The organism is Paenarthrobacter sp. CAP02 (assembly GCF_040137855.1).
In the GTDB taxonomy this organism is placed as follows: Bacteria; Actinomycetota; Actinomycetes; order Actinomycetales; family Micrococcaceae; genus Arthrobacter.
Window position 1 is genome coordinate 46,749 of the sequence record NZ_JBEEII010000001.1, and the last position, 18,503, is coordinate 65,251.

Consider the following 18,503-nt stretch of genomic DNA (forward strand, 5'->3'; position numbering starts at 1 on the left):
CCATGAACTCCTTCTCCGCACTTGCGGCAAGCGTCATCCCCAACCCCACTCCGGTCGTTCCCGCCGAAGCCGGCGGCTTGCTCACAGTCCTGAACTGGGCTTCCGGTATTGGCCTCGTCCTGGGTGTTCTGGGCGTGATCATCGTCGGCGTCGGCATGGTCATCCAGCTCCAACGCGGCGAGGGTGGCCAGTCCCTCGCCAAGCTCGGCTGGGTCCTCATGGGCTGCATCATCATCAGCGGCGCTTCCGGCATCGTCCGCGCCTTCGTCTAAGCCAGCACCAACAACGGGAGGTTCACCATGAGCCAGTCAACAGAGAGCACCACCGAAAGCAATCCGTTCACCAAACCCGGGTTCCTCATCGCTGCCGCGCTGGTGGTCGCGCTGATCGCAGCAACCGTCGTCATCTTCCTGCTCCCCAACGGACAGGGAAACGCCCAGCCCGCCCCTGCCCCGACAGAGACCAGCAGCACAGCCGCAGCCAGCCCCAGCGCCTCCGCTGGGGCTGGCAAGAGCGTCTGCGGCCTCCCTGCGAGCAAGGAAACTGCACTGGGAACCGCGCCCAAATCCAAGTGGGACTTGCTCGGAACCATGGCCGTTCCAACAGATCCATCAACAGCAGGCCCCGGCACTGTGGGCAAGGACGGTCTGAGGTCGTGCTTCGCCCAGTCCCCGACGGGAGCCCTCTATGCGACGGCAAACATCTGGGCATCGTCCTTCAATGGCTACGCAAAACAGCTATACCTGGAGCTTTCAGCTGACAGCCCTTCGCGGGACAAAGCTGTACAGGCCATAAAGGAAGGCAAGGACGTCGGCGGCGGGACCTCACCAAAGGTTCAGATCGCTGGTTTCATGATCCATTCGTACACTCCCGAATCAGCCGTCGTCGAGCTGGCCATCAAGAGCAACGATGGCGGATACGGCGCTATCGCGACGTCACTGCTGTGGGAAGACGGTGATTGGAAATTGGATATCCCTCCCGCTGGCGGAGGCGCAGTTCGCCAGATCAGTGACCTGAGTTCATTTATCCCTTGGGCCGGCGTCTGACGTGGCAGAAAAGGAATGTGAGGTCTGGGACGCGTACTGCTGGAGTACGCAGGGTGCCAGCAATGTCGCGGCCGGGATCGCAGACGACGCAATCAACAATCTTGCAAAAGCCATCATGGAGGGCATGAGCCAGATGGTGACAACACTGTCTACCTTCTGGGTGACCATGCCCACGGTGAACCTGGCCAGCGAGGACGGCACCACGCCAAGTCCCGTTGTTTCTGCGGTCAATAGCGAACTGATGCCCTGGACGCTGGCGCTGGCGGTCCTCGCCGTCATCCTCGGAGGCATCCGGATGATCTGGGAACAGCGTGGGGCACCGCTTAAGGATCTGCTCCGCTCGCTGCTTACGCTCACTTTGGTGTCGGGCCTTGGCTTGGGTGTCATCTCGATTCTGGTGGTCGCGGCCGACGCCTTTTCTGTCGCCGTCATCGAGCGTTCCACGGACGGGAAGGGATTTGCAGAGTCGATGAACGTCCTGGTCATGACCAACCAGACCGGTGTCGGGGTTTTTATTCTGATCGTCCTGGGGTTGATTGGCCTGATTGCCTCTCTCGTCCAGGTCGTGCTGATGGTGGTGCGCAGCGGCATGTTGGTGATCCTGGCGGGCATCCTGCCGACCACGGCCGCGTTCACGAACACAGAGATGGGCAGGCAGTGGTTCCAGAAGGCAGTTGGCTGGACTATTGCCTTCATCCTCTACAAGCCAGCGGCTGCCATCGTTTATTCGGTCGCGTTCCTGCTCATGGGCACCGGCGGGGGCCAGAACGCGCTGATTAGGTCCATCACGGGCTTCACGTTGATGGTCGTTGCCTTGTTCGCCCTGCCAGCCCTGATGCGGTTCGTAACGCCGATGGTCGGCGCCGTCGCCTCTGGCGGGGGAGCAGGAGCAGGGGCTGTCGTTGGCGCCATGGCGACAGGTGCTGTCTCCTTGGGCCGCAGTGGCAGCGGTAAGGGCAATGCCGCACCAACGCCAGCGAGCACGCAGAGCAGCCAGGCAGGCACGTCTCCGAAGGGCAGTGACGGCACGTCGGGTCCCAGGGGAAGCGGCGGCCAGCCGACGCCAGGGTCAACCGGTCCTGGAGGTCCGGGTGGAGCTACCAGCACCGCGACCGCCAGCACTGCTAGAGCAGGAGCAACAGCAGGGGCAGCAACGGGAGCCAGCGGGGCAGCAGCAGCTGGTCCGGCAGGCATGGCCGTAGCTGCAGGCGCCCAAGTGGCGTCCAAGACGTCGCAGGCAATCGCAAAGACCGCGCAGGATTCAACCGGGGAGGGCCCCAGTGGCAGCAATTAATACCGAATACAAAGAACCGTCCTACGGCAACTGGCGCGTACCGCGCTCAGCGGGCCTGGGAAACCTCGGCGCTATCGGCACCGGGATTGTCATGGCCGGGCTGTTGATGGGCATCATCAGCTTCGCTATCTGGGGTCTGTTCCCGGGCCTCGCTGTCCTGGCCGTGGCCGGGGTTAGCGCCCTCCTGCTGACCGTCAAGGACAAGCACGGCCAGTCCATTGTTGACCGCTTCGCCACACGGATGAGCTTCCGGCTCTCCAAGTCCTCCGGAACGAATCTCTACCGTTCCGGCCCCCTGGGCGTGACTCCGTGGGGCATGTACCAGCTGCCGGGACTGGCCGCGAAGTCCACCCTGTACGAGTTCACTGACTCCTACAAGCGCCCGTTCGCCCTGCTGCATGTGCCGACCACCAGCCACTTCACCGTGATCTTCTCCACCGAACCTGACGGAGCCTCACTGGTGGACCCGGAGCAGGTTGATGCGTGGGTGGCGAACTGGGGCGGCTGGCTCGCCGGGCTTGCGGACGAAGCCGGCCTGGACGCCGCGGCCGTGACGGTCGAGACCGCACCGGATTCCGGATACCGGCTGCGGAACGAAGTGGAAATGAACATCGACCCGAACGCGCCAGCCTTTGCCCAGGCCATTCTGCGCGAGGTCGTTGACACCTACCCGGAGGGATCGGCCACGGTCCGCGCCTGGGTGTCCCTGACCTTCAACGCCTCCCTCCGGACAGGATCGAAGAAGCGGACACCGGAAGATGTGGCCCGGGACCTCGCCTCCCGCATCCCGGGCCTGTCGGCCCGGCTGCAGTCCACCGGTGCTGGTATTGCCCGGCCGATGTCAGCCCAGGAACTCTGCGAGGTGGTACGGATCGCCTACGATCCCCCCGCTGCGCTGATCATCGATGAAGCCCACGCCGCCGGCTCCCCGGTCTCCCTGACCTGGGGCGAGGTCGGCCCGACCGCGACGCAGGCAAGCTGGGATGACTACCGGCACGACAGCGCGTTCTCGGCCTCGTGGACCATGACCGGCGCACCCCGCGGGTCTGTGAACTCCTCGGTCCTGTCCCGGCTGTTGGCCCCGCACGGGGACATTGACCGTAAGCGGATTTCGCTGCTGTACCGCCCGATGGATTCTGCCCGGGCAGCTGCCGTGGTCGAGCGGGACCAGAACAACGCCAACGTCCGCATCACCTCAGGGAACCGGCCGTCCGCACGTGCCCTGGTCGATGCCCGCTCCGCTGTTCAGACCGCCCAGGAGGAAGCCCAGGGCGCCGGGCTGGTGAACTTCGGGATGGTCGTCACGGCCACCGTGACCGATAGGGAACGGCTCGCTGATGCGGTCGCGGCCATTGAACAGACCTCCGGTACTGCCCGTGTGTTGTTGCGCCGTGCCTACGGTTCGCAGGACACAGCGTTCGCGGCGTCCCTGCCGTTGGGGCTGGTCCTTCCCAAGCACAGCCTGCTGCCCTCCGAAATCAAGGATGCCCTGTAATGGCCCTCATGAAGATGTTCACCCGTTCCCCCAGGAAGCCAGCCGAGCCGGCGAAGGCTGAGCGCCAGCCGCGCGAGGCCGGGCCGGGCTCCCGGGGCTGGATCGGGCGTGGCGGAGGCATGGCCGCCCTCGTCCCGTCCGTGACGGAGTACCGGGGAACGACGGTCCAGGTCTGCGGGCTGTGGCCGTTCTCCTCCGGTGCGTCCTCGCCCATGATCGGCGTCCCGCTGGGACGCCACGAAGAAACCCAGGCCACGGTCTGCTGTGACCCGATCAGCTGGTTCCAGCGGGCACGGCTCATTTCCAACCCCTCCGCCTTTATCCTGGGCAAGCCCGGCCTGGGCAAGTCCACGCTGGTGCGCCGCATGTTCTTAGGGCTCTCCGCCCAGGGCGTCCACCCACTCGTTCTGGGGGACTTGAAGGGCGAGCACGTCAAAGCGGTCCAGGCACTCGGTGGCCAGGTCATCAAGCTCGGCCGTGGCGTTGGCTACCTGAACATTCTTGATCCCGGCCAGGCCGTCGAGGTCGCCCAGCTCCTCGAGGCCAGCGACCATCACGAAGCCGCCACCCGGGTCCGGGCCGACGCGCACGGCCGCCGCCTGAACATGGTTGTCTCGCTGATCACGATCAGCCGGAACAACCCGCCCACGGATCAGGAACAGACGATCCTGGACCGTGCGCTGCGGGTCCTCGATGACCGGTTCGACGGTATTCCTGTCCTGAAGGACCTCCTGGACGTCATTGTGTCCGCACCGGACGAGCTTCGCCAGGTCGCTCTGGACCGTGGCGACATGGCCGTCTACCTGCAGGAGACACGGGCGCTGGAGGCAACCCTGCTGGGCCTGACCGGGGGAGGGAAGCTGGGGGAAATCTTCTCCCAGCAGACCACCAATCCCATGAAGCGGGACCGCGCCGTCGTCTTCGATGTCTCCAGCATCGATGAGACGGAGACGGACCTGCAGGCCGCCGTCCTCCTGGCGTGCTGGTCCTACGGTTTCGGCACGGTCAACGTCGCCAACGCCCTTGCCGACGCGGGCCTGGAACCGCGCCGAAACTACTTCGTCGTCCTGGATGAACTGTGGCGGGCACTGCGCTCCGGTAAGGGCATGGTGGACCGGGTGGACGCCCTGACCCGTTTGAACCGCTCCGTCGGCGTCGGGCAGATCATGATTTCCCACACCATGTCCGACCTGCTGGCACTGCCGGCAGAAGAGGACCGGATGAAAGCCCGCGGATTCGTCGAGCGTTCCGGCATGGTGATCTGCGGCGGTCTGCCGGCCTCTGAAATGCCGCTGCTGACCTCCGCTATCCCGTTGTCCCGGCAGGAGCAGCAGAAACTCATCTCCTGGCAGGACCCGCCTGCCTGGGATTCGCGCGGCGTCGACGTCGAACCTCCCGGGCGCGGGAAGTTCCTGATCAAGGTCGGCGGCCGCCCGGGGATCCCGGTGCAGGTTGGGCTGACGTCGATCGAAACCGGAGACCACGGCGTGAACGACACCCAAACGAGGTGGCACGCCAAAAGTGAGAAGTTCGCGTGAATTTTGACGCTTTTGGCGTGAACTTGAGTACGCCCGGCGATTGCAGCGGGTGTGGGTGCTTAGGTTCAGGGAACCTGTGTGTCCTGACGGGTGAGGTCGGGGTGCTCGAGAGTGTTCAGGTAACGGGTGGCGCCTTCGACGCTGAGTCCGAACAGGTCGCAGATTCGGCGGATGTCCCCGCCTGTCGCGTGGATCTCATGCAAGATGCGGTCTTCGCGCAGGACTCGGGGCCGCAGCGTCCGGCCGGCCCAGGGGAACTGTCGACTGGCAGGCAGGAGCCTGGGCGCGGTGCGCCGGTTGATGAGCAGGTGCGGGTTGGCCGTGCCTGGCCAGGTTCGGTTGCGGTGGTCGAGCCAGGCCGTCAGGCGTGTGCGTACGGGGGCGGCCAGTGGGATGTCGCGGTCGCCGAGTTTCAGGTGTCCGTCGCTGATGTCGGTGAGTTTCAGCTCGCTGATCTGTTGCGCGGTCAGGGCGTGGAAGGCTACCAGGGAAACCGCGAGGGCAACGGCTTGGTTCGGGGAGTTCAGCTCCTCGCGGATCACGGCGGCGTCCAGGGCGAGGGGGATTGTGCTGCCTTTCGGGGACGCCTTCATCCCTCGGGTCGGGTTGGCGAAGATGAGTCGGCGGCCTTTGAGTGTCGTGAAGAGCGATTTGAGTCCGTTTCCGGCGATGTGGCGCCGGGCCGTGGTTTCGTCCAAGGCGGCTGTGATGTCGGCGCGGGTGACCTCGGCGAACGACTGGAGCCCCGCCTCGGCCCAGGCGTGGATGATGGGTTCGATGCCCAGGATGTGCGCCTTGATGGTCTTGGGGTCCCGCGGGATCTGCCGGGGCGCCTGGTGGGCGCCGTTGATCAGGACTTGCAGCCATATTTCGAGCTGGTCCTTCATGGCCGGTGGCAGTGTGCTGGTCTTGGCAGCGAAGTAGCGTTCGATGTGGGTCGGCCGGTCCTCGATGAGGAGGCCGGCCGCGGCCAGTACGTCGATCGTAGAGAGGACATTGCCGGAGTATTGCCGCAGTTGAAGGACGTCGGTGGCGCGGACTTTAGCGGTTGGGCTGGGCCGCAGGCCCTCAAGGAGCCTCAGGGACCGGGTCACGTCGTTGCGTTGCCGTTTGCTCCAGCCGGCCCTCTGGGCATGTTGACGGACGATGGCGGCGCAATAGCGGGTCAGATCGTTATCTTCGAGTCGGGCACGGGCCGCGACAGCCTTTTGGTCGGGCGGCATGTCGAACAGCGTCGTCTGCATGCCCATGTCGGCGGCGGGTGCGGTGACCCGCTGGTTGTTCTTGTCTCGCAGTTTCCATGGCGCGCGTTGTTCCGGGCTCAGCTTTGGCGCCCCATGACGGTGGAAGCTCATGTTGGCGAAGAAGAGCTGGTGGCCGGCCTTGGTCGCGCCCGCCAGGTCCAGACCGCGTCCAGGCTCTTGGAGCATTCGTGCCTGTTCCAGGCAGAGCCGGCAGGCCCGCCGCTCTCCGACTCGGGTGGTGCGTCCGCAAAAGTCGCAGATTCCATCAGGGTAGTGGGAGCGCCACCACCGGCAAGGCCAGCACGTCCAGTTGTAGCGGCGGTAGACACCCCAAGCAAAACATTCCTTGCACGAGCCTGGGTGTTGCGGACTGCCGGGATGGCAGATGGCGCACATGCCCTGGCTGAAGTAGTCCCTGCTGGTGCCGCATTTGGAGCATGGAGGTGGGCTGAACGGGCCACCGGGAAGGCAGTCGTAGCAATAGTCCACCCGTGGATAGGCCCATGCGACCCTGTTGATCTGACAGCGGGGGCACATCGATGGCGGCCGAAGCGGCGCCATCGGGCCCGGAGCCGGACTCACAACAGCCCTGCCTACAGGGGAGGCTCGGACCGTGGCTTGCCGAATCTCGGCGTTACGACCGGTGATACCTTGCCAAAACTCGGAGACACAACGGAAGACGGCCTACCATCGCCGGTGCCGGCGCCGGTGTCGTTGCCGTTTATGGTCTCGGTGACGCGTGGGCGACGTGCGGCGACCTTGTCAGGTTCGGGGGTCATCAGGTCTGCCGGTGTGCATTTCAACACCGAGCAGAGCACGTCAAGCTCTTCGAGTCTCATCGTGGCCGGCGTTCCGGCCCACCACGAGGACATCTTCCCGGCACTGATCTCTAGGCCGGCATCGGCGAGCATCCGGCGTATCTGCGCTGACTTCCAGATCCCACGTTCAGCGGCGCGGATCCGCAGGTTCCACTGCACGGTCTCATCCTTCCTTTTGTGTTGTCGCGAATCGGGACTCGATCCGCTCATTGGCGTTTTTCCAGGCTTGCTCGACGTACTCGCTGCGCACGTGGATGTAGCCCGAGGTAGTCGCAAGCCACTGATGACCCAGCAGTTCCTGGAGGGCCTTGATGTCCATCCCGGCCCCGTAGAGCGAGGAGGCGCAGTAATGCCGCAGGACGTGGGGAGTCATCCGCCCCGACCATGCCGGCAACCACTGATCGATCTGCAACCCCAGGCTGCGCCGCAGTGCGTTGTCACCGACCCGGCCGCATCGGCCCAGCTCACGGTCAAAGCGCTCCGAGGGCAGCAGAGGTGCGTCCGGATCCTCCCAGTCCCCGCCGTACAGGTGTCGGACATCGCCCAGCCACCAGTCGATCAGCTCTGCAGCGCCGTTGATCGCGGGCACAAGACGCGGCTTCGGGCCACGGCCGTGAGCTCCTTTGCCGAACCGGACATGGAGCTTGCCGAACCCGCCCAGGTCCGGGCGCCAGTCACGGATATCGAGCATCACCGTTTCGTTAATCCGCAGCCCCAGCCGACGCCACAGCGAGGCAGCGAAGTAATCCCGCGCGGCAGGCAGATACTTGCGGGCCTGCGGGATCGAGTGCCGCCAGGAAGTAAAGAACGTTTCGATCTCGGCATCCGACGGTGGCACCCGGACTTTGCCAAGGGATGCCCCGGACGGGCGGTTGAACTCATCAATGGGCTGTTCGACCAGCACCCCGGTCGCCCGATGTATCCGGCCCTGGTAACGGCTGATCACGAACTCGTAAAACAGCGCCAGCGTCCCTGCCTTGCCGGCTCTGGTGCTCACACTGCGTCCCAGCCGCTTCTGCTCGGCAAGGAACCGGTCAGCATCCTGACACGTCGCCGTCCACAACGGTCCAGTCACCGACCGGGCAAATTCGATGATTGTCGCCCGGGTATTGCGGATGTGCGAGTCGCTCAGACCAGCCGCCGCCATCGCCAGCGCGTACTGGTCAACGATCTCCTGCTCGAAGTCCTCGGCCGCCTGCACACTCCAGAACCCCGGATCCATGGCGGCCCCACCAGGCAACACCACCAGCGCCATCAGTCAACAACTTCAGAAGGAGCGAGCATGCGTCGACATTACGCCCAAACCGTCACTCTCGTCGATGGTTCATCGGTTTGGTCCCACAGCGGCTTCGATCCAACGCCACCTGCCCAAACGCGACTTCAAGCCCCAAATCAGCCCAACGAACCTGAGCGAATAGAGACACCGGCTGATTCTCTCCTTGGGCCAGCAGCTCCTGAGCTGCCCGGCGAGGGAGGCGCACTGTGAGCGCACCGAACCGTAAAGGAATGGGCCTCGGGGATGCCCTGCTGGTCTGGCTGGCTATTGGCTTTATCGTCGTCTTTGGCGGCGGGACCTACGCGGCCGCTCACGTGGGTTCTTGGATGGCCGGCATCGAGGCACCGCCCGCCCATCCGATTGATCTGATTGCCGGGCTGATCAAGGGACGGGTGCCCTGGCCAGCCCAGTCCACCGTCGCCGCGTCCCTCATGGCCGGCGTGATCGTGGTCCTGACCATCGTCGTGCTGGTGGCCTGGAGGAAGGGCGCGTCCAAGCGTGCTCGGGTCGATAAGGCCGCCCGGTACCTGGGCCGTGGGAAGTCGCTGGCCGCGTTCTCCGAGAAGGGCGCACAAGCCACGGCCGAGCGCCTCGGCGTGAAGGACACTCCGGGCATTGTGGTGGGAAAGGTGGTTTCCACCGGCCAGAAGTTCATTCAGTCCTGGGAAGACCTCAGCATCGACATCTGGGGGCCACGGACGGGTAAGTCGACCTCCCGGGTTATGCCCGCGATCCTGGACGCACCTGGTGCCGTCGTCTCGACCTCGAACAAGCGCGACGTGGTGGACGGCACCCGCGGCGTCCGGGTCCTGACCGCTCCGGTGTGGGTGTTTGATCCGCAGAAGATCGCCCAGGAGGAACCCGACTGGTGGTGGAACCCCCTCTCCTACGTAACGGACGAAGAGAAGGCCCACAAACTCACCCAGCACTTCTCGGTCGGTTCGCGTACCCCCGGGTCAAAGCCGGATGCCTACTTCGATCCCAAAGCCGAAGACATCCTCTCCTCGTACTTCCTCGCGGCCGCGCTCGGGGAGCTGCCCATCACCCAGGTGTATCTATGGGTGACGGAGCAGGTCAGCCAAGAACCCATCGAAATCCTGAAAGAACACGACTACGAGCTCCAGTACAAGGGCCTGGAGTCCACGCTGAAGCTGGCTGACAAGCAGCGCGACGGTATCTTCGGCACCGCCGAGAAGATGATCCAATGCCTCAAAAGCAGGAACACGCTGCGCTGGGTCGCCCCGGCACGCGGCGAGTCCGTGGCCACGGACCCCCGCCGACAGTTCAAGCCGCACGACTTCGCCGCCTCACAGGAGACGATCTACATTCTCTCCAAGGAAGGGGCCGGCTCCGCCGCACCCCTCACCACAGCACTGACGGTGGCCATCGCCGAGGCCATGGAGGAACGCGCCGAGCGCAGCGGCGGCCGCCTGCCACTGCCGGCACTGTTCGCCCTGGACGAGCTGGCCAACGTCGTCCGCTGGGCCGGCCTGCCGGACCAGTTCAGCCACTACGGCTCCAAGGGCCTGATCGTCATGGGCATCCTGCAGTCCTGGTCACAGGGCGTCGAACTCTGGGGCGAGGCAAACATGCGGAAAATCTGGTCCGCCGCCAACGTCAAGGTCTACGGCGGCGGCGTCGCCGAAGAAGGCTTCCTCCGCGCCCTCTCAGACCTGATCGGGGACTACAGCTACACCAACGTCTCCATTTCCTCCGGAAAATCCGGCTCCAGCCGCTCCCGGCAGGAAGGCAAGGAACGCATCTTCGACGTCTCCAACCTCGCCGAACTCGACCGTGGCCGCGCCGTCGTCCTCGCCTCCGGCGCACCCGCCACCCTCGTCCGGACACTGCCCTGGTACACCGGGCCCCACAAAGAAGCCGTCGAGGCATCCATCAAGACCTACAGCCCCCGCCCCGAAGAACCGACCGCACCGGCGGCAGCCGAGCCGGTGGCCAATCCCTGGGTCACGACGTAGGAGGCGCTGAGATGAACAGCGACATCGGACGATTCAGCACAGCTCTTGCTACCGGCGAGACAGAGGCACCCGCCGAAAGGCCCGCGGAAGAGCAGAAGCCACCTGAACTGGTCTACGGCTCAGCCGAGGAGTTCCTGCACGAGCAGCTGCTGCCGACCTACGTCCGCGACGTCGACGGCCGCGCCGCCAAATGGTGCATCGAGTGGTACTTCCACCCCGAAGCCCTTTCCCGCGTGGAAGCGCTGTGGCGGGCCTGGGAACATCTGCGCCTCGACGGGGCAACGGGTATCAGTGTCTGGTGGAAGGACCACGCGGACCACCACATGAGCGTGCTCCTGGACCCCCGCGGCCCGTTCTACAAATGCGATAATCAAAAGCACAGGGACCCCGAACATCTGGAGCCAAAACGTGCACCAGCAGGGTGGTTCCCTGATGTACGACTGCAAGACTAACGGTTGAGTGCGAGTAGTGGTGGTCCATTGAACCGCCCCTATTGCGTTGTCTCGAATTAAGCTTCCGCTAGCGTCTGGGACTGGGCCCGCTCTTGATGCATTTCGGTTCCCCTCGGCGTCATTAGGGCAGATGCTCTTTAAGCAACCTCATTGATTGCACCTCTTCTCGCAACCGAGTGTTGCGCGAGACCGCTGTAAGAACCGATGGGCGTTGGTACTGCAGGATGCCGGGCGTCCCGCAAGCGGTTCAAGTGGCTGTCGATCAGGGCCCGGGTCGTGTGGAGTTCCAGAGCCGGTTCCACCATCAGCGAGTTGGCGCGTTTCGTGAGGTTGCCAGGCTCCGGACGCCCTCATAGCCCTGGGCTCGTGACTCTGGGCTTGTGTGCCGTCCACATCCACATCCACATCCACATCCACATCCACATCCACATCCACCCGGATCATCCCTAGTTTTTGGATTTTCACGAAGTTTCCCGCTCTACACCGGGGTCATGACGCGGCGGGCCCCGCCAACGCTAGGTGAAATGTGATGTGGGCAACACTATTTGGATTCACCGATTCACAATCTGTGGTTGTTGACCGGCTCAAATAGGTGTTTCATTTGACCCCTTGACCGCTCCTAGAGTCGATCTGACCAGTGGAGCCCCGCCAGTGCGCCGGGGTATCCGGACATCACGAAGGCGTGGGGCCCGGCGTGCAGTCATGAGACTTACGAGTGAAAGCTGAATGACCATGATCAAGATTCACAGTTCTACTTCGAAGATCGGGGCGGCCCTGGCAGCCGGGGCTCTGGTGTTTGGGACCGTCTCCTGCGGAGCGGCGGCGGCCGAAAAGCCCGCGGCGATGGCTACCAAAGACGTGTCCGGGATGAATGTTTACCTGGTGGGTGCCGGCGATGTTAACCCCTGGACGAAGATCTACAACGCCGTCGTCATCGAAGGCATGGAGGCAAAGGGCGCCAAGGTCACGTATCTCCAGGATCCCTTCGACCCGCAGGTCCAGGTCCAAAACCTAGACCGCGCCGTTGCAGCCAAACCGGATCTGATCATGTTGCTCGGCCTGGACTACCGGGCGCTGACTCCTGGACTTACGCGCGCGCAGACCGCCGGGATCCCGGTCATCAACATGACTTCGCCGCCGAAGCCGGCCGACGATCTTTTTGCGCTTTCAGTCGAGTCGGACCAGGTGAGTCTGGGCAAATTCGCCGCCCAGAACATCATCGAGGGCTTGAAAAAGCAGGGAGTTTCGAAAGGCAACGTCATTGCGATCACGGGGACGGCAGGCACGGAACAGGTCTCAGTGAGGCTGGAAGCTTTCAAGAAGGAACTCGCGACCGTAGAAGGTTTGGATTTGGTCGCTGTAGAGGACGGCAACTGGGACCAGGCCACGTCGCAGCGACTCGCTCAGCAGCTTTTGGCTAAGTATGCGAGCAAGGGCGGCATCCAGGCCGCGTATGGCATGGCAGACAATCAGGCATTGGGGATCATCCAGGGTGCCAAGCAGGCCGGCACGACGGTGGGCGGAGATAAAGGCCTCGTTGTCTCTGGTAGTAACTGCTACATGAGCGGTCTTGAATCCATCAAGGCCGGGGAACTGTTTGGAACTGCTTCTGAGAGCCCCGAGGAGGAGGCAAAGTACACGGTCGAGATGACCCTGAAGTATCTGGCCGGTGAGGACCTTCCGAAGAAACTGTTCGCGCCCGAAAGCCGCATCACCGCTGCCAACGTACAGGCAGCTCTCGACGGAAAGATTTGCCCGTGACCGATAGGGATCAGCGGTCTGAACCTCCGAGGCTGCAGATGGCCGGCGTGACGAAGAGCTACGGCGCACTTCACGCTCTGAAAGGAATTGATCTCACTGTTGAAGCCGGGGAAATACACGCTCTCTGCGGCCATAATGGGGCGGGAAAGAGCACCTTGGTCAAGGTCCTGTCCGGAATCGTTAGGCAGGACGCCGGAACCATGGCGATCGACGGAAGGACGGTGGACTTCCATCACCCTGGCGATGCCCAACGGGCGGGAGTCTCCGTTGTCGATCAGGAGATCAGCCTCATCCCCGCATTGTCGGTCCGCGAAAACCTGCTGCTCGGTCTCCCGAATGCTCCGTTCTTCGTCCGACACGCCACATCTGAACTTTTCGTCAAGGGACTTTTGGCCAGGGTCGGGCTGGAGGGCCTCAACCCGTTGACCCTGGTCGAGCGCCTTTCCCTGGGGGAGCGGCAACTCGTCGAGATCGCCCGGGCACTGGGCAGGGGCGGACGTCTGCTGATACTGGACGAACCCACGGCAACTCTCAGTGACGTAGAGATCGACCTGGTTTTCAAGGCCGTGAAGACTGCGGCGTCGGAGGGAACGAGTGTTCTGTATGTTTCGCACCGGCTAGGCGAGGTTCTCGAAATCTGCGACAAGGTGAGCGTTTTCCGGGACGGCAACAAAGTCACCACCTCGGAAGTCGGGAAGCTCGTTAAGCGGTCATTGATCGAACTCATGGTCGGTGAGGTCAAGGGTGATGACACGGTGCGACCGGTCCTGGCTGCTGAGGTTTCTCCGAGGCTGCAGGTCCGCGGGCTGCAGACACCTCGTCTCCACGGAATTGACCTGGCGGTGGACCGGGGCCGCATCGTGGCCCTTGCAGGTCAGATTGGTTCGGGCGCAGGCGACGTGTTGCGGGCACTGGCCGGCCTCGTCCCCGAGGCATCGGGACTTGTCTTTGCCGAGGACAAGCGCGTACGCCTTGGGTCGCCTTCGGCATCGTTGCGTGCCGGTTTATCCTACGTGTCGAACGACCGGAAATCAGAGGGGCTGTTCCTTGAGCAGTCGACGCAGACGAACCTTGTCGCGACCCGACTAGATTCGCTGTCCCGGGCCGGATTCGTCAGGTCACGGGCGCTTCGCTCCATTGCCTCAGGGCTAGCGCGAATCGTAGGGCTGGAATCGAAAATGGCATCACCTGTGGGGACGTTCAGCGGAGGAAACCAACAAAAGGCGTTTCTCGGTCGCTGTCTTATGCGCGGGGACAAGGGAGTCCTGCTCCTGGACGAACCCACCAGGGGAGTCGATGTTGCGGGCCGAAGCGAAATCCACCGGCTGATACGCGACGCTGCCACGGCAGGGAACGCCGTCGTATTCGCCTCAACCGAGTTGGACGAAATCCTTGATCTCGCCGATGAAGTGGTGACCCTCAGCGCCGGGCGCATCGTCTCGGCGAGACCGCGGGCCGAAGTCACAACGGAGGAGCTCCTGTCGGACATGACTCATGTTGAGAGAGAAGTGGTGAACCCATGACCGGGGAGATGGTGCTGACCGTGCCCACCGAGTCGGGCCGGAAAAATCGACGGAGTATCGGCCGCGCAGAGACTCTCCTGGCCGTGGCGACACTTGCCGTTCTGGTCTATGGGGCTTTAACCACGGATGGGTTTCTCACGCTCGAAGGGCTCAAGGCAACCGTGTCGGGAGTGGGCATTCTCGGGATCGTGGCCGTGGGGATGACGTGTGTCACCCTGAGCGGGAGCCTCTTTTGCCTCACCCTGGGTAGCACACTGACCATCTCGTCCATGGCTTTTCTTAGTTGGATGAGCATCGGAGTGCTGCCGGCGCTGGTTCTGACGATAGTCATGGGTGCATTGGTTTGTGCTGTTCAGGGTTTGCTCATCGGCGGACTCGCGGCCAACCCCATCGTTGTCACGGTCGGCCTCGGCTCGCTCCAGATTGGTGTGGCGTCCTGGCTGACAAATCAGTCGACTGTCTACCCGCCAGCGGGTGCTTCCTACCAGTGGTTGAGCGCTGTTTATGCGGGGCTGCCGCTGTCCGTCTATGTACTGGTGGCGCTGGTTCTCGCTGTTGCCGCGTGGCTGTCCTGGAGCCGGACGGGTCAGCTGATTCGGTTGGTTGGGGAGAATTCCCGGGCCGCGCGTGCCGCAGGAATTCCCGTCACCGGCACGGTGGTGGCAGGTTTCGTAATTGCAGGAGGTTGCGCTGCTTTGGGAGGTGTCCTGCTCGGGGCAACGGACGGGAATGCCACTTTGCTCAGCGGCGGGGACCGGTACACGTACGACGCTATCGCCGCCGTTCTCGTCGGCGGTGCCGCGGCTGGCGGGGGCCGGGGAAAGGTCCAGCACACCGTATATGGTGCCCTCTTCATCGCTCTGATCTCAAACATGCTCCTGCTTCGCGGGTTCGGCGGAGGCGCCCAGATGCTGGTAACCGGTGTGCTGGTGCTAATTGTGTTGCTAATTTTCCAGATGAGGAGACGGGTTCGATGAGTGCTTTGATCGCCAAGCTGAAACGAACACCCCTGCCTCGGTCTTCGGCCTCGATGACGTTCTTACTAATGACTGTCATGTTTGCAGTCGTTCCCGTTGCTGCGGGCAGCACCTTTAGTACTTTCTCGGTGTACACCGCCTTACAGATTTTCGGCACCTACGGTCTCATTGCGCTTGCCTTGGGAATCACGATGATCGCTGGCCAGTTCGACCTCTCAACGCTGGGCATGTATTCCCTTGGGGGCATGGTGGCCGTCAAACTCGGACAGGGTGCGCCCATGACGGGGGTTGCCGCTGCAGTCCTCGTGGGAGCGGTCGCCGGACTCATCCAGGGGAGCATCGTCTCCCGATTCAGGATCAACTCGATGGCTGTGACCCTCGGGGGGTTCCTCGTACTGCTCGGGCTGAGCCGGACGCTAGGGGACGACCGAACCGTTTCCTACGACGACGTCGGAGTAGGAATCATCCTTGACCGGCCCTTGGCCGCGGTGCTGTCAATGCACACGCTCGTCGTCCTGGGCTGTTTCGTACTGATAGCAACCGTGATGGCACGCACGCGTCTCGGCCGCGACATCCGCGCCGTTGGAGGAGACGCCCGAGCAAGCCACATCGCAGGCGTCCACGTTGAACGTGTCACGACGGGAGTCTTTGTAATCTCCGGGGTCCTGGCCGGTCTTGCCGGCGCCCTAAACGCCTTCACCCTTTCCTCGGCCCTGGTCAACCCGGGCTTCGCGCCGCTCGTCTTCGCGGGTACGGCCGCGCTGATCGGGGGAGTGGGCCTTGCCGGCGGACGCGGCACCGCTTGGGGTATCGCGCTGGGCGCCTTGTCGCTCAGTTTGCTGCAGGCGATGTTCGGGATGCTTGCCAGCCCGAGCTGGGTCAGTTCGATCATCACTGGCGTGCTGCTAGCCGCAGCGGCCGCGTTTTCAGGTCTGCGCCGCCAAACGGTTTGGATGGCGTGGAAACGCTCAATGAGTCACATGACAAACAGGAATCCCGGACGACTTGGAGGGAACGGGATCTCGCCATGAGCTGCCTATATCAGCGGGGCCTCGTCCCGGCGCTGCGCGCCCCTAATCGGAGATCTGTTTCGAGGTGTCCCCTGCGTGGTGGCCCCAGCCGGGGTTCGCACAGCTTCAGAAGGCGCACAATTATGAGAGATGGCAGGAAGCACAACAGATGACCATGGCAACAGGGATCGCCCTTCTGGTGATCGACTTCTCCACGGCTTTCACGAATCCGGACTCCGAGCTGTACTGTCCGGCCGACTCCGCCCTGGACGCAACGGCCACGCTTCTCTCCGCCGCCCGCGAAGCGGGAGCACTGGTGGTTTATACGACAGTGGCCTACGACGAATCCGGCGCCCTGGCGGCTAGGCGGTTTATCGAAAAAAACCCTTCCGCCGCCGTTCTGAAAGCCGGCAGCCCAGATGTCGAAATTGATGACCGGGTAGCTCCGGAACCGGGCGAACCGGTCCTGACCAAACTCGTTGCTTCCGGATTCTTCAACACCCCCTTGGCGTCACTGCTGACGGCCTCGCACATTGAGACCGTGATGATTGTCGGCGCATCAACATCCGGCTGCGTCCGGGCAACCGCCGTTGACGCCATCCAGCACGGCTACAAGGTCTATGTCCCCCGGGACGCGGTAGCCGACCGCTCAGGCGACGCCCACCGGCAGTCGCTGCTAGATATTCAAAGCCGGTATGGCGAAGTAGTGGATCTCCCCGAAGCCCTGGCATTGCTGAAGAACGCCGAAACAGTCCAAACCACAGATCCCATTGTCAGGTCCCCAAACGTCTGAGGCGAGGCAGCACCGGATCGAACGCCGCTCCACGGTCTCCATATAGAGCCAACACCGTGTTCTGAGTCGTAGATCCGCCGTCCGATCGTAAACCCAGGCGGTAAGGGCGCCAGATGAATGAATATCCCGCTGAAGCAGAAAAAGAAGGCAACTATGAATGCAAATTCCAAATCACGACGGATCGGAGTGCTGCCGGGGGACGGCATCGGACCCGAAATTGTAGAGGCAGCTGTCGATGTGCTGAAACTCGTATCGGAACAGCAGGACCTCGGCCTCGAATTCGAAACGGGTCTGCTGGGCGGCTGCGCCATCGAAGAGAAAGGGACTCCGCTCCCGGAGGACACAATCCGGATATGCAAGGACAGCGAAGCCGTCCTTGTCGGAGCCGTGGGTGGACCAAAATGGGACCAACTCCCTGATGACCAGAATCCGGGCCCAGGCGGGCTGCTCCGACTCCGCCGGGACTTCAATCTCTTCGCTAACCTGCGCCCCGGCATCTCATATCTGCCGGACCAGCTCCGCGTTGGCAGCGAACCTGTCGACATCATGCTGGTCAGGGAGGCAGTCGGGGGTGCCTACTTCTCTCCCCGAAAGGGACGCGAAGAAATCGATGGTGAGCTCACAGCATTCGACACCATGGAATACACGGCCACGCAGATCAGAGACATCGTGCGCGTAGCAGCACAACTGGCCCGGTCACGGGGAGGCCGGCTGACCTCGGTGGACAAAGCGAACGTGCTGGAGTCATCCCGTCTGTGGCGGGAGGTTGCCATCGAGACTCTCCAGGAGTTTCCGGACGTGGAAGTAGAGCACTTGTACGTCGACAACTGCGCCATGCAGCTCATCCTGCGCCCATCAACCTTTGACGTCATTGTCACGGAAAACCTCTTCGGTGACATTCTCAGCGACGAAATCGCCGGGATCGTAGGTTCCCTGGGACTGATGCCATCCGGCAGCCTGCGCCACGACAGGTGGGGCCTGTACGAACCGGTTCACGGGTCTGCACCGGGCATTGCGGGTCTCGGCATCGCCAATCCAACGGCGACCATTTTGTCCGCGGCTATGCTCCTGCGTCATTCACTTGGTCTTGCGGAAGCAGCCGCGGCCATTGAAAACGCCTGCATCGAAGTCATGAGCTCTGGCGTGAGAACGGCAGACCTAGCGATCCGGGATACCGAGCCGGTATCGACCAGCGAATTTGCCAAGGCAGTCTGTCAGGCCCTCGACCGCAAAGGCAGCCTGCCCTAGCGGGGCGTCCCGCACGCCAGACAGCTCGTACTCCGCGTCGGTTCGCCCCTCA

Annotated in this window: 16 protein-coding genes; 13 read left to right on the forward strand and 3 right to left on the reverse strand. The window is 63.2% G+C overall.

Translation table 11 applies throughout. The features are described from left to right. The first annotated feature begins 2 nt into the window (after positions 1-2). The 5 genes from ABHM97_RS00280 to ABHM97_RS00300 are packed head-to-tail and all read left to right on the forward strand — an operon-like array spanning position 3 to position 5,373. Positions 3-272 carry a hypothetical protein gene (locus ABHM97_RS00280; protein WP_253030977.1) on the forward strand — a complete coding sequence of 90 codons (270 nt, stop codon included), beginning with the start codon at positions 3-5 and terminating at the stop codon, positions 270-272. Positions 273-299: 27 nt separating this feature from the next. Further along, positions 300-1,046: a DUF8175 domain-containg protein gene (locus ABHM97_RS00285; RefSeq protein ID WP_253030978.1), complete on the forward strand. Its 747-nt coding sequence runs from the start codon at positions 300-302 to the stop codon at positions 1,044-1,046. A 1-nt stretch (position 1,047) separates the two neighbouring features. Further along, on the forward strand, positions 1,048-2,340 hold the full coding sequence (locus ABHM97_RS00290) for a TrbL/VirB6 family protein (protein WP_253030979.1): 1,293 nt from the start codon (positions 1,048-1,050) through the stop codon (positions 2,338-2,340). Then, a complete protein-coding gene (locus ABHM97_RS00295; RefSeq protein ID WP_349469159.1) occupies positions 2,327-3,835 on the forward strand; it encodes an SCO6880 family protein in 1,509 nt (502 codons plus the stop codon). The genes ABHM97_RS00290 and ABHM97_RS00295 overlap by 14 nt, the downstream gene beginning before the upstream one ends. Next, a complete protein-coding gene (locus tag ABHM97_RS00300; RefSeq protein WP_253030980.1) occupies positions 3,835-5,373 on the forward strand; it encodes a helicase HerA domain-containing protein in 1,539 nt (512 codons plus the stop codon). The genes ABHM97_RS00295 and ABHM97_RS00300 overlap by 1 nt, the downstream gene beginning before the upstream one ends. Positions 5,374-5,438: 65 nt before the next feature. Here the strand turns inward: ABHM97_RS00300 and ABHM97_RS00305 are convergent, their stop codons facing one another. From ABHM97_RS00305 to ABHM97_RS00315, 3 genes are all read right to left on the reverse strand, one after another. Continuing rightward, complete coding sequence (locus ABHM97_RS00305) at positions 5,439-6,803, reverse strand: site-specific integrase (RefSeq protein ID WP_253030981.1); 1,365 nt, start codon at positions 6,801-6,803, stop codon at positions 5,439-5,441. Positions 6,804-7,210: 407 nt separating this feature from the next. Further along, complete coding sequence (locus ABHM97_RS00310) at positions 7,211-7,594, reverse strand: helix-turn-helix domain-containing protein (protein ID WP_253030982.1); 384 nt, start codon at positions 7,592-7,594, stop codon at positions 7,211-7,213. A gap of 4 nt (positions 7,595-7,598) precedes the next feature. Then, positions 7,599-8,690: a tyrosine-type recombinase/integrase gene (locus ABHM97_RS00315; protein WP_307311629.1), complete on the reverse strand. Its 1,092-nt coding sequence runs from the start codon at positions 8,688-8,690 to the stop codon at positions 7,599-7,601. A 227-nt stretch (positions 8,691-8,917) separates the two neighbouring features. Here ABHM97_RS00315 and ABHM97_RS00320 point away from each other — a divergent pair, with 227 nt between their 5' ends. The 8 genes from ABHM97_RS00320 to leuB all read left to right on the forward strand — a co-directional run bounded on the left by ABHM97_RS00320 (position 8,918) and on the right by leuB (position 18,451). Further along, entirely contained in the window at positions 8,918-10,687 is a 1,770-nt protein-coding gene (locus ABHM97_RS00320) for a type IV secretory system conjugative DNA transfer family protein (protein WP_349469160.1), read from the forward strand. 11 nt (positions 10,688-10,698) lie between these two features. Next, the gene (locus tag ABHM97_RS00325; RefSeq protein WP_253030986.1) at positions 10,699-11,139 is read left to right on the forward strand and encodes a DUF4913 domain-containing protein; all 441 of its coding nucleotides are present in this window, start codon (positions 10,699-10,701) and stop codon (positions 11,137-11,139) included. 732 nt (positions 11,140-11,871) lie between these two features. Beyond that, positions 11,872-12,900: a sugar ABC transporter substrate-binding protein gene (locus tag ABHM97_RS00330; protein WP_349469161.1), complete on the forward strand. Its 1,029-nt coding sequence runs from the start codon at positions 11,872-11,874 to the stop codon at positions 12,898-12,900. After that, entirely contained in the window at positions 12,897-14,423 is a 1,527-nt protein-coding gene (locus ABHM97_RS00335; RefSeq protein ID WP_253030988.1) for a sugar ABC transporter ATP-binding protein, read from the forward strand. The genes ABHM97_RS00330 and ABHM97_RS00335 overlap by 4 nt, the downstream gene beginning before the upstream one ends. After that, positions 14,420-15,400 carry an ABC transporter permease gene (locus ABHM97_RS00340; RefSeq protein WP_253030989.1) on the forward strand — a complete coding sequence of 327 codons (981 nt, stop codon included), beginning with the start codon at positions 14,420-14,422 and terminating at the stop codon, positions 15,398-15,400. The genes ABHM97_RS00335 and ABHM97_RS00340 overlap by 4 nt, the downstream gene beginning before the upstream one ends. A gap of 68 nt (positions 15,401-15,468) precedes the next feature. Further along, on the forward strand, positions 15,469-16,431 hold the full coding sequence (locus ABHM97_RS00345; RefSeq protein WP_253030990.1) for an ABC transporter permease: 963 nt from the start codon (positions 15,469-15,471) through the stop codon (positions 16,429-16,431). Between the two features lie 148 nt (positions 16,432-16,579). Continuing rightward, positions 16,580-17,203 carry an isochorismatase family protein gene (locus ABHM97_RS00350; protein WP_349469162.1) on the forward strand — a complete coding sequence of 208 codons (624 nt, stop codon included), beginning with the start codon at positions 16,580-16,582 and terminating at the stop codon, positions 17,201-17,203. A gap of 153 nt (positions 17,204-17,356) precedes the next feature. After that, complete coding sequence (gene leuB / locus ABHM97_RS00355) at positions 17,357-18,451, forward strand: 3-isopropylmalate dehydrogenase (RefSeq protein ID WP_253030992.1); 1,095 nt, start codon at positions 17,357-17,359, stop codon at positions 18,449-18,451. Positions 18,452-18,503: the final 52 nt, after the last annotated feature.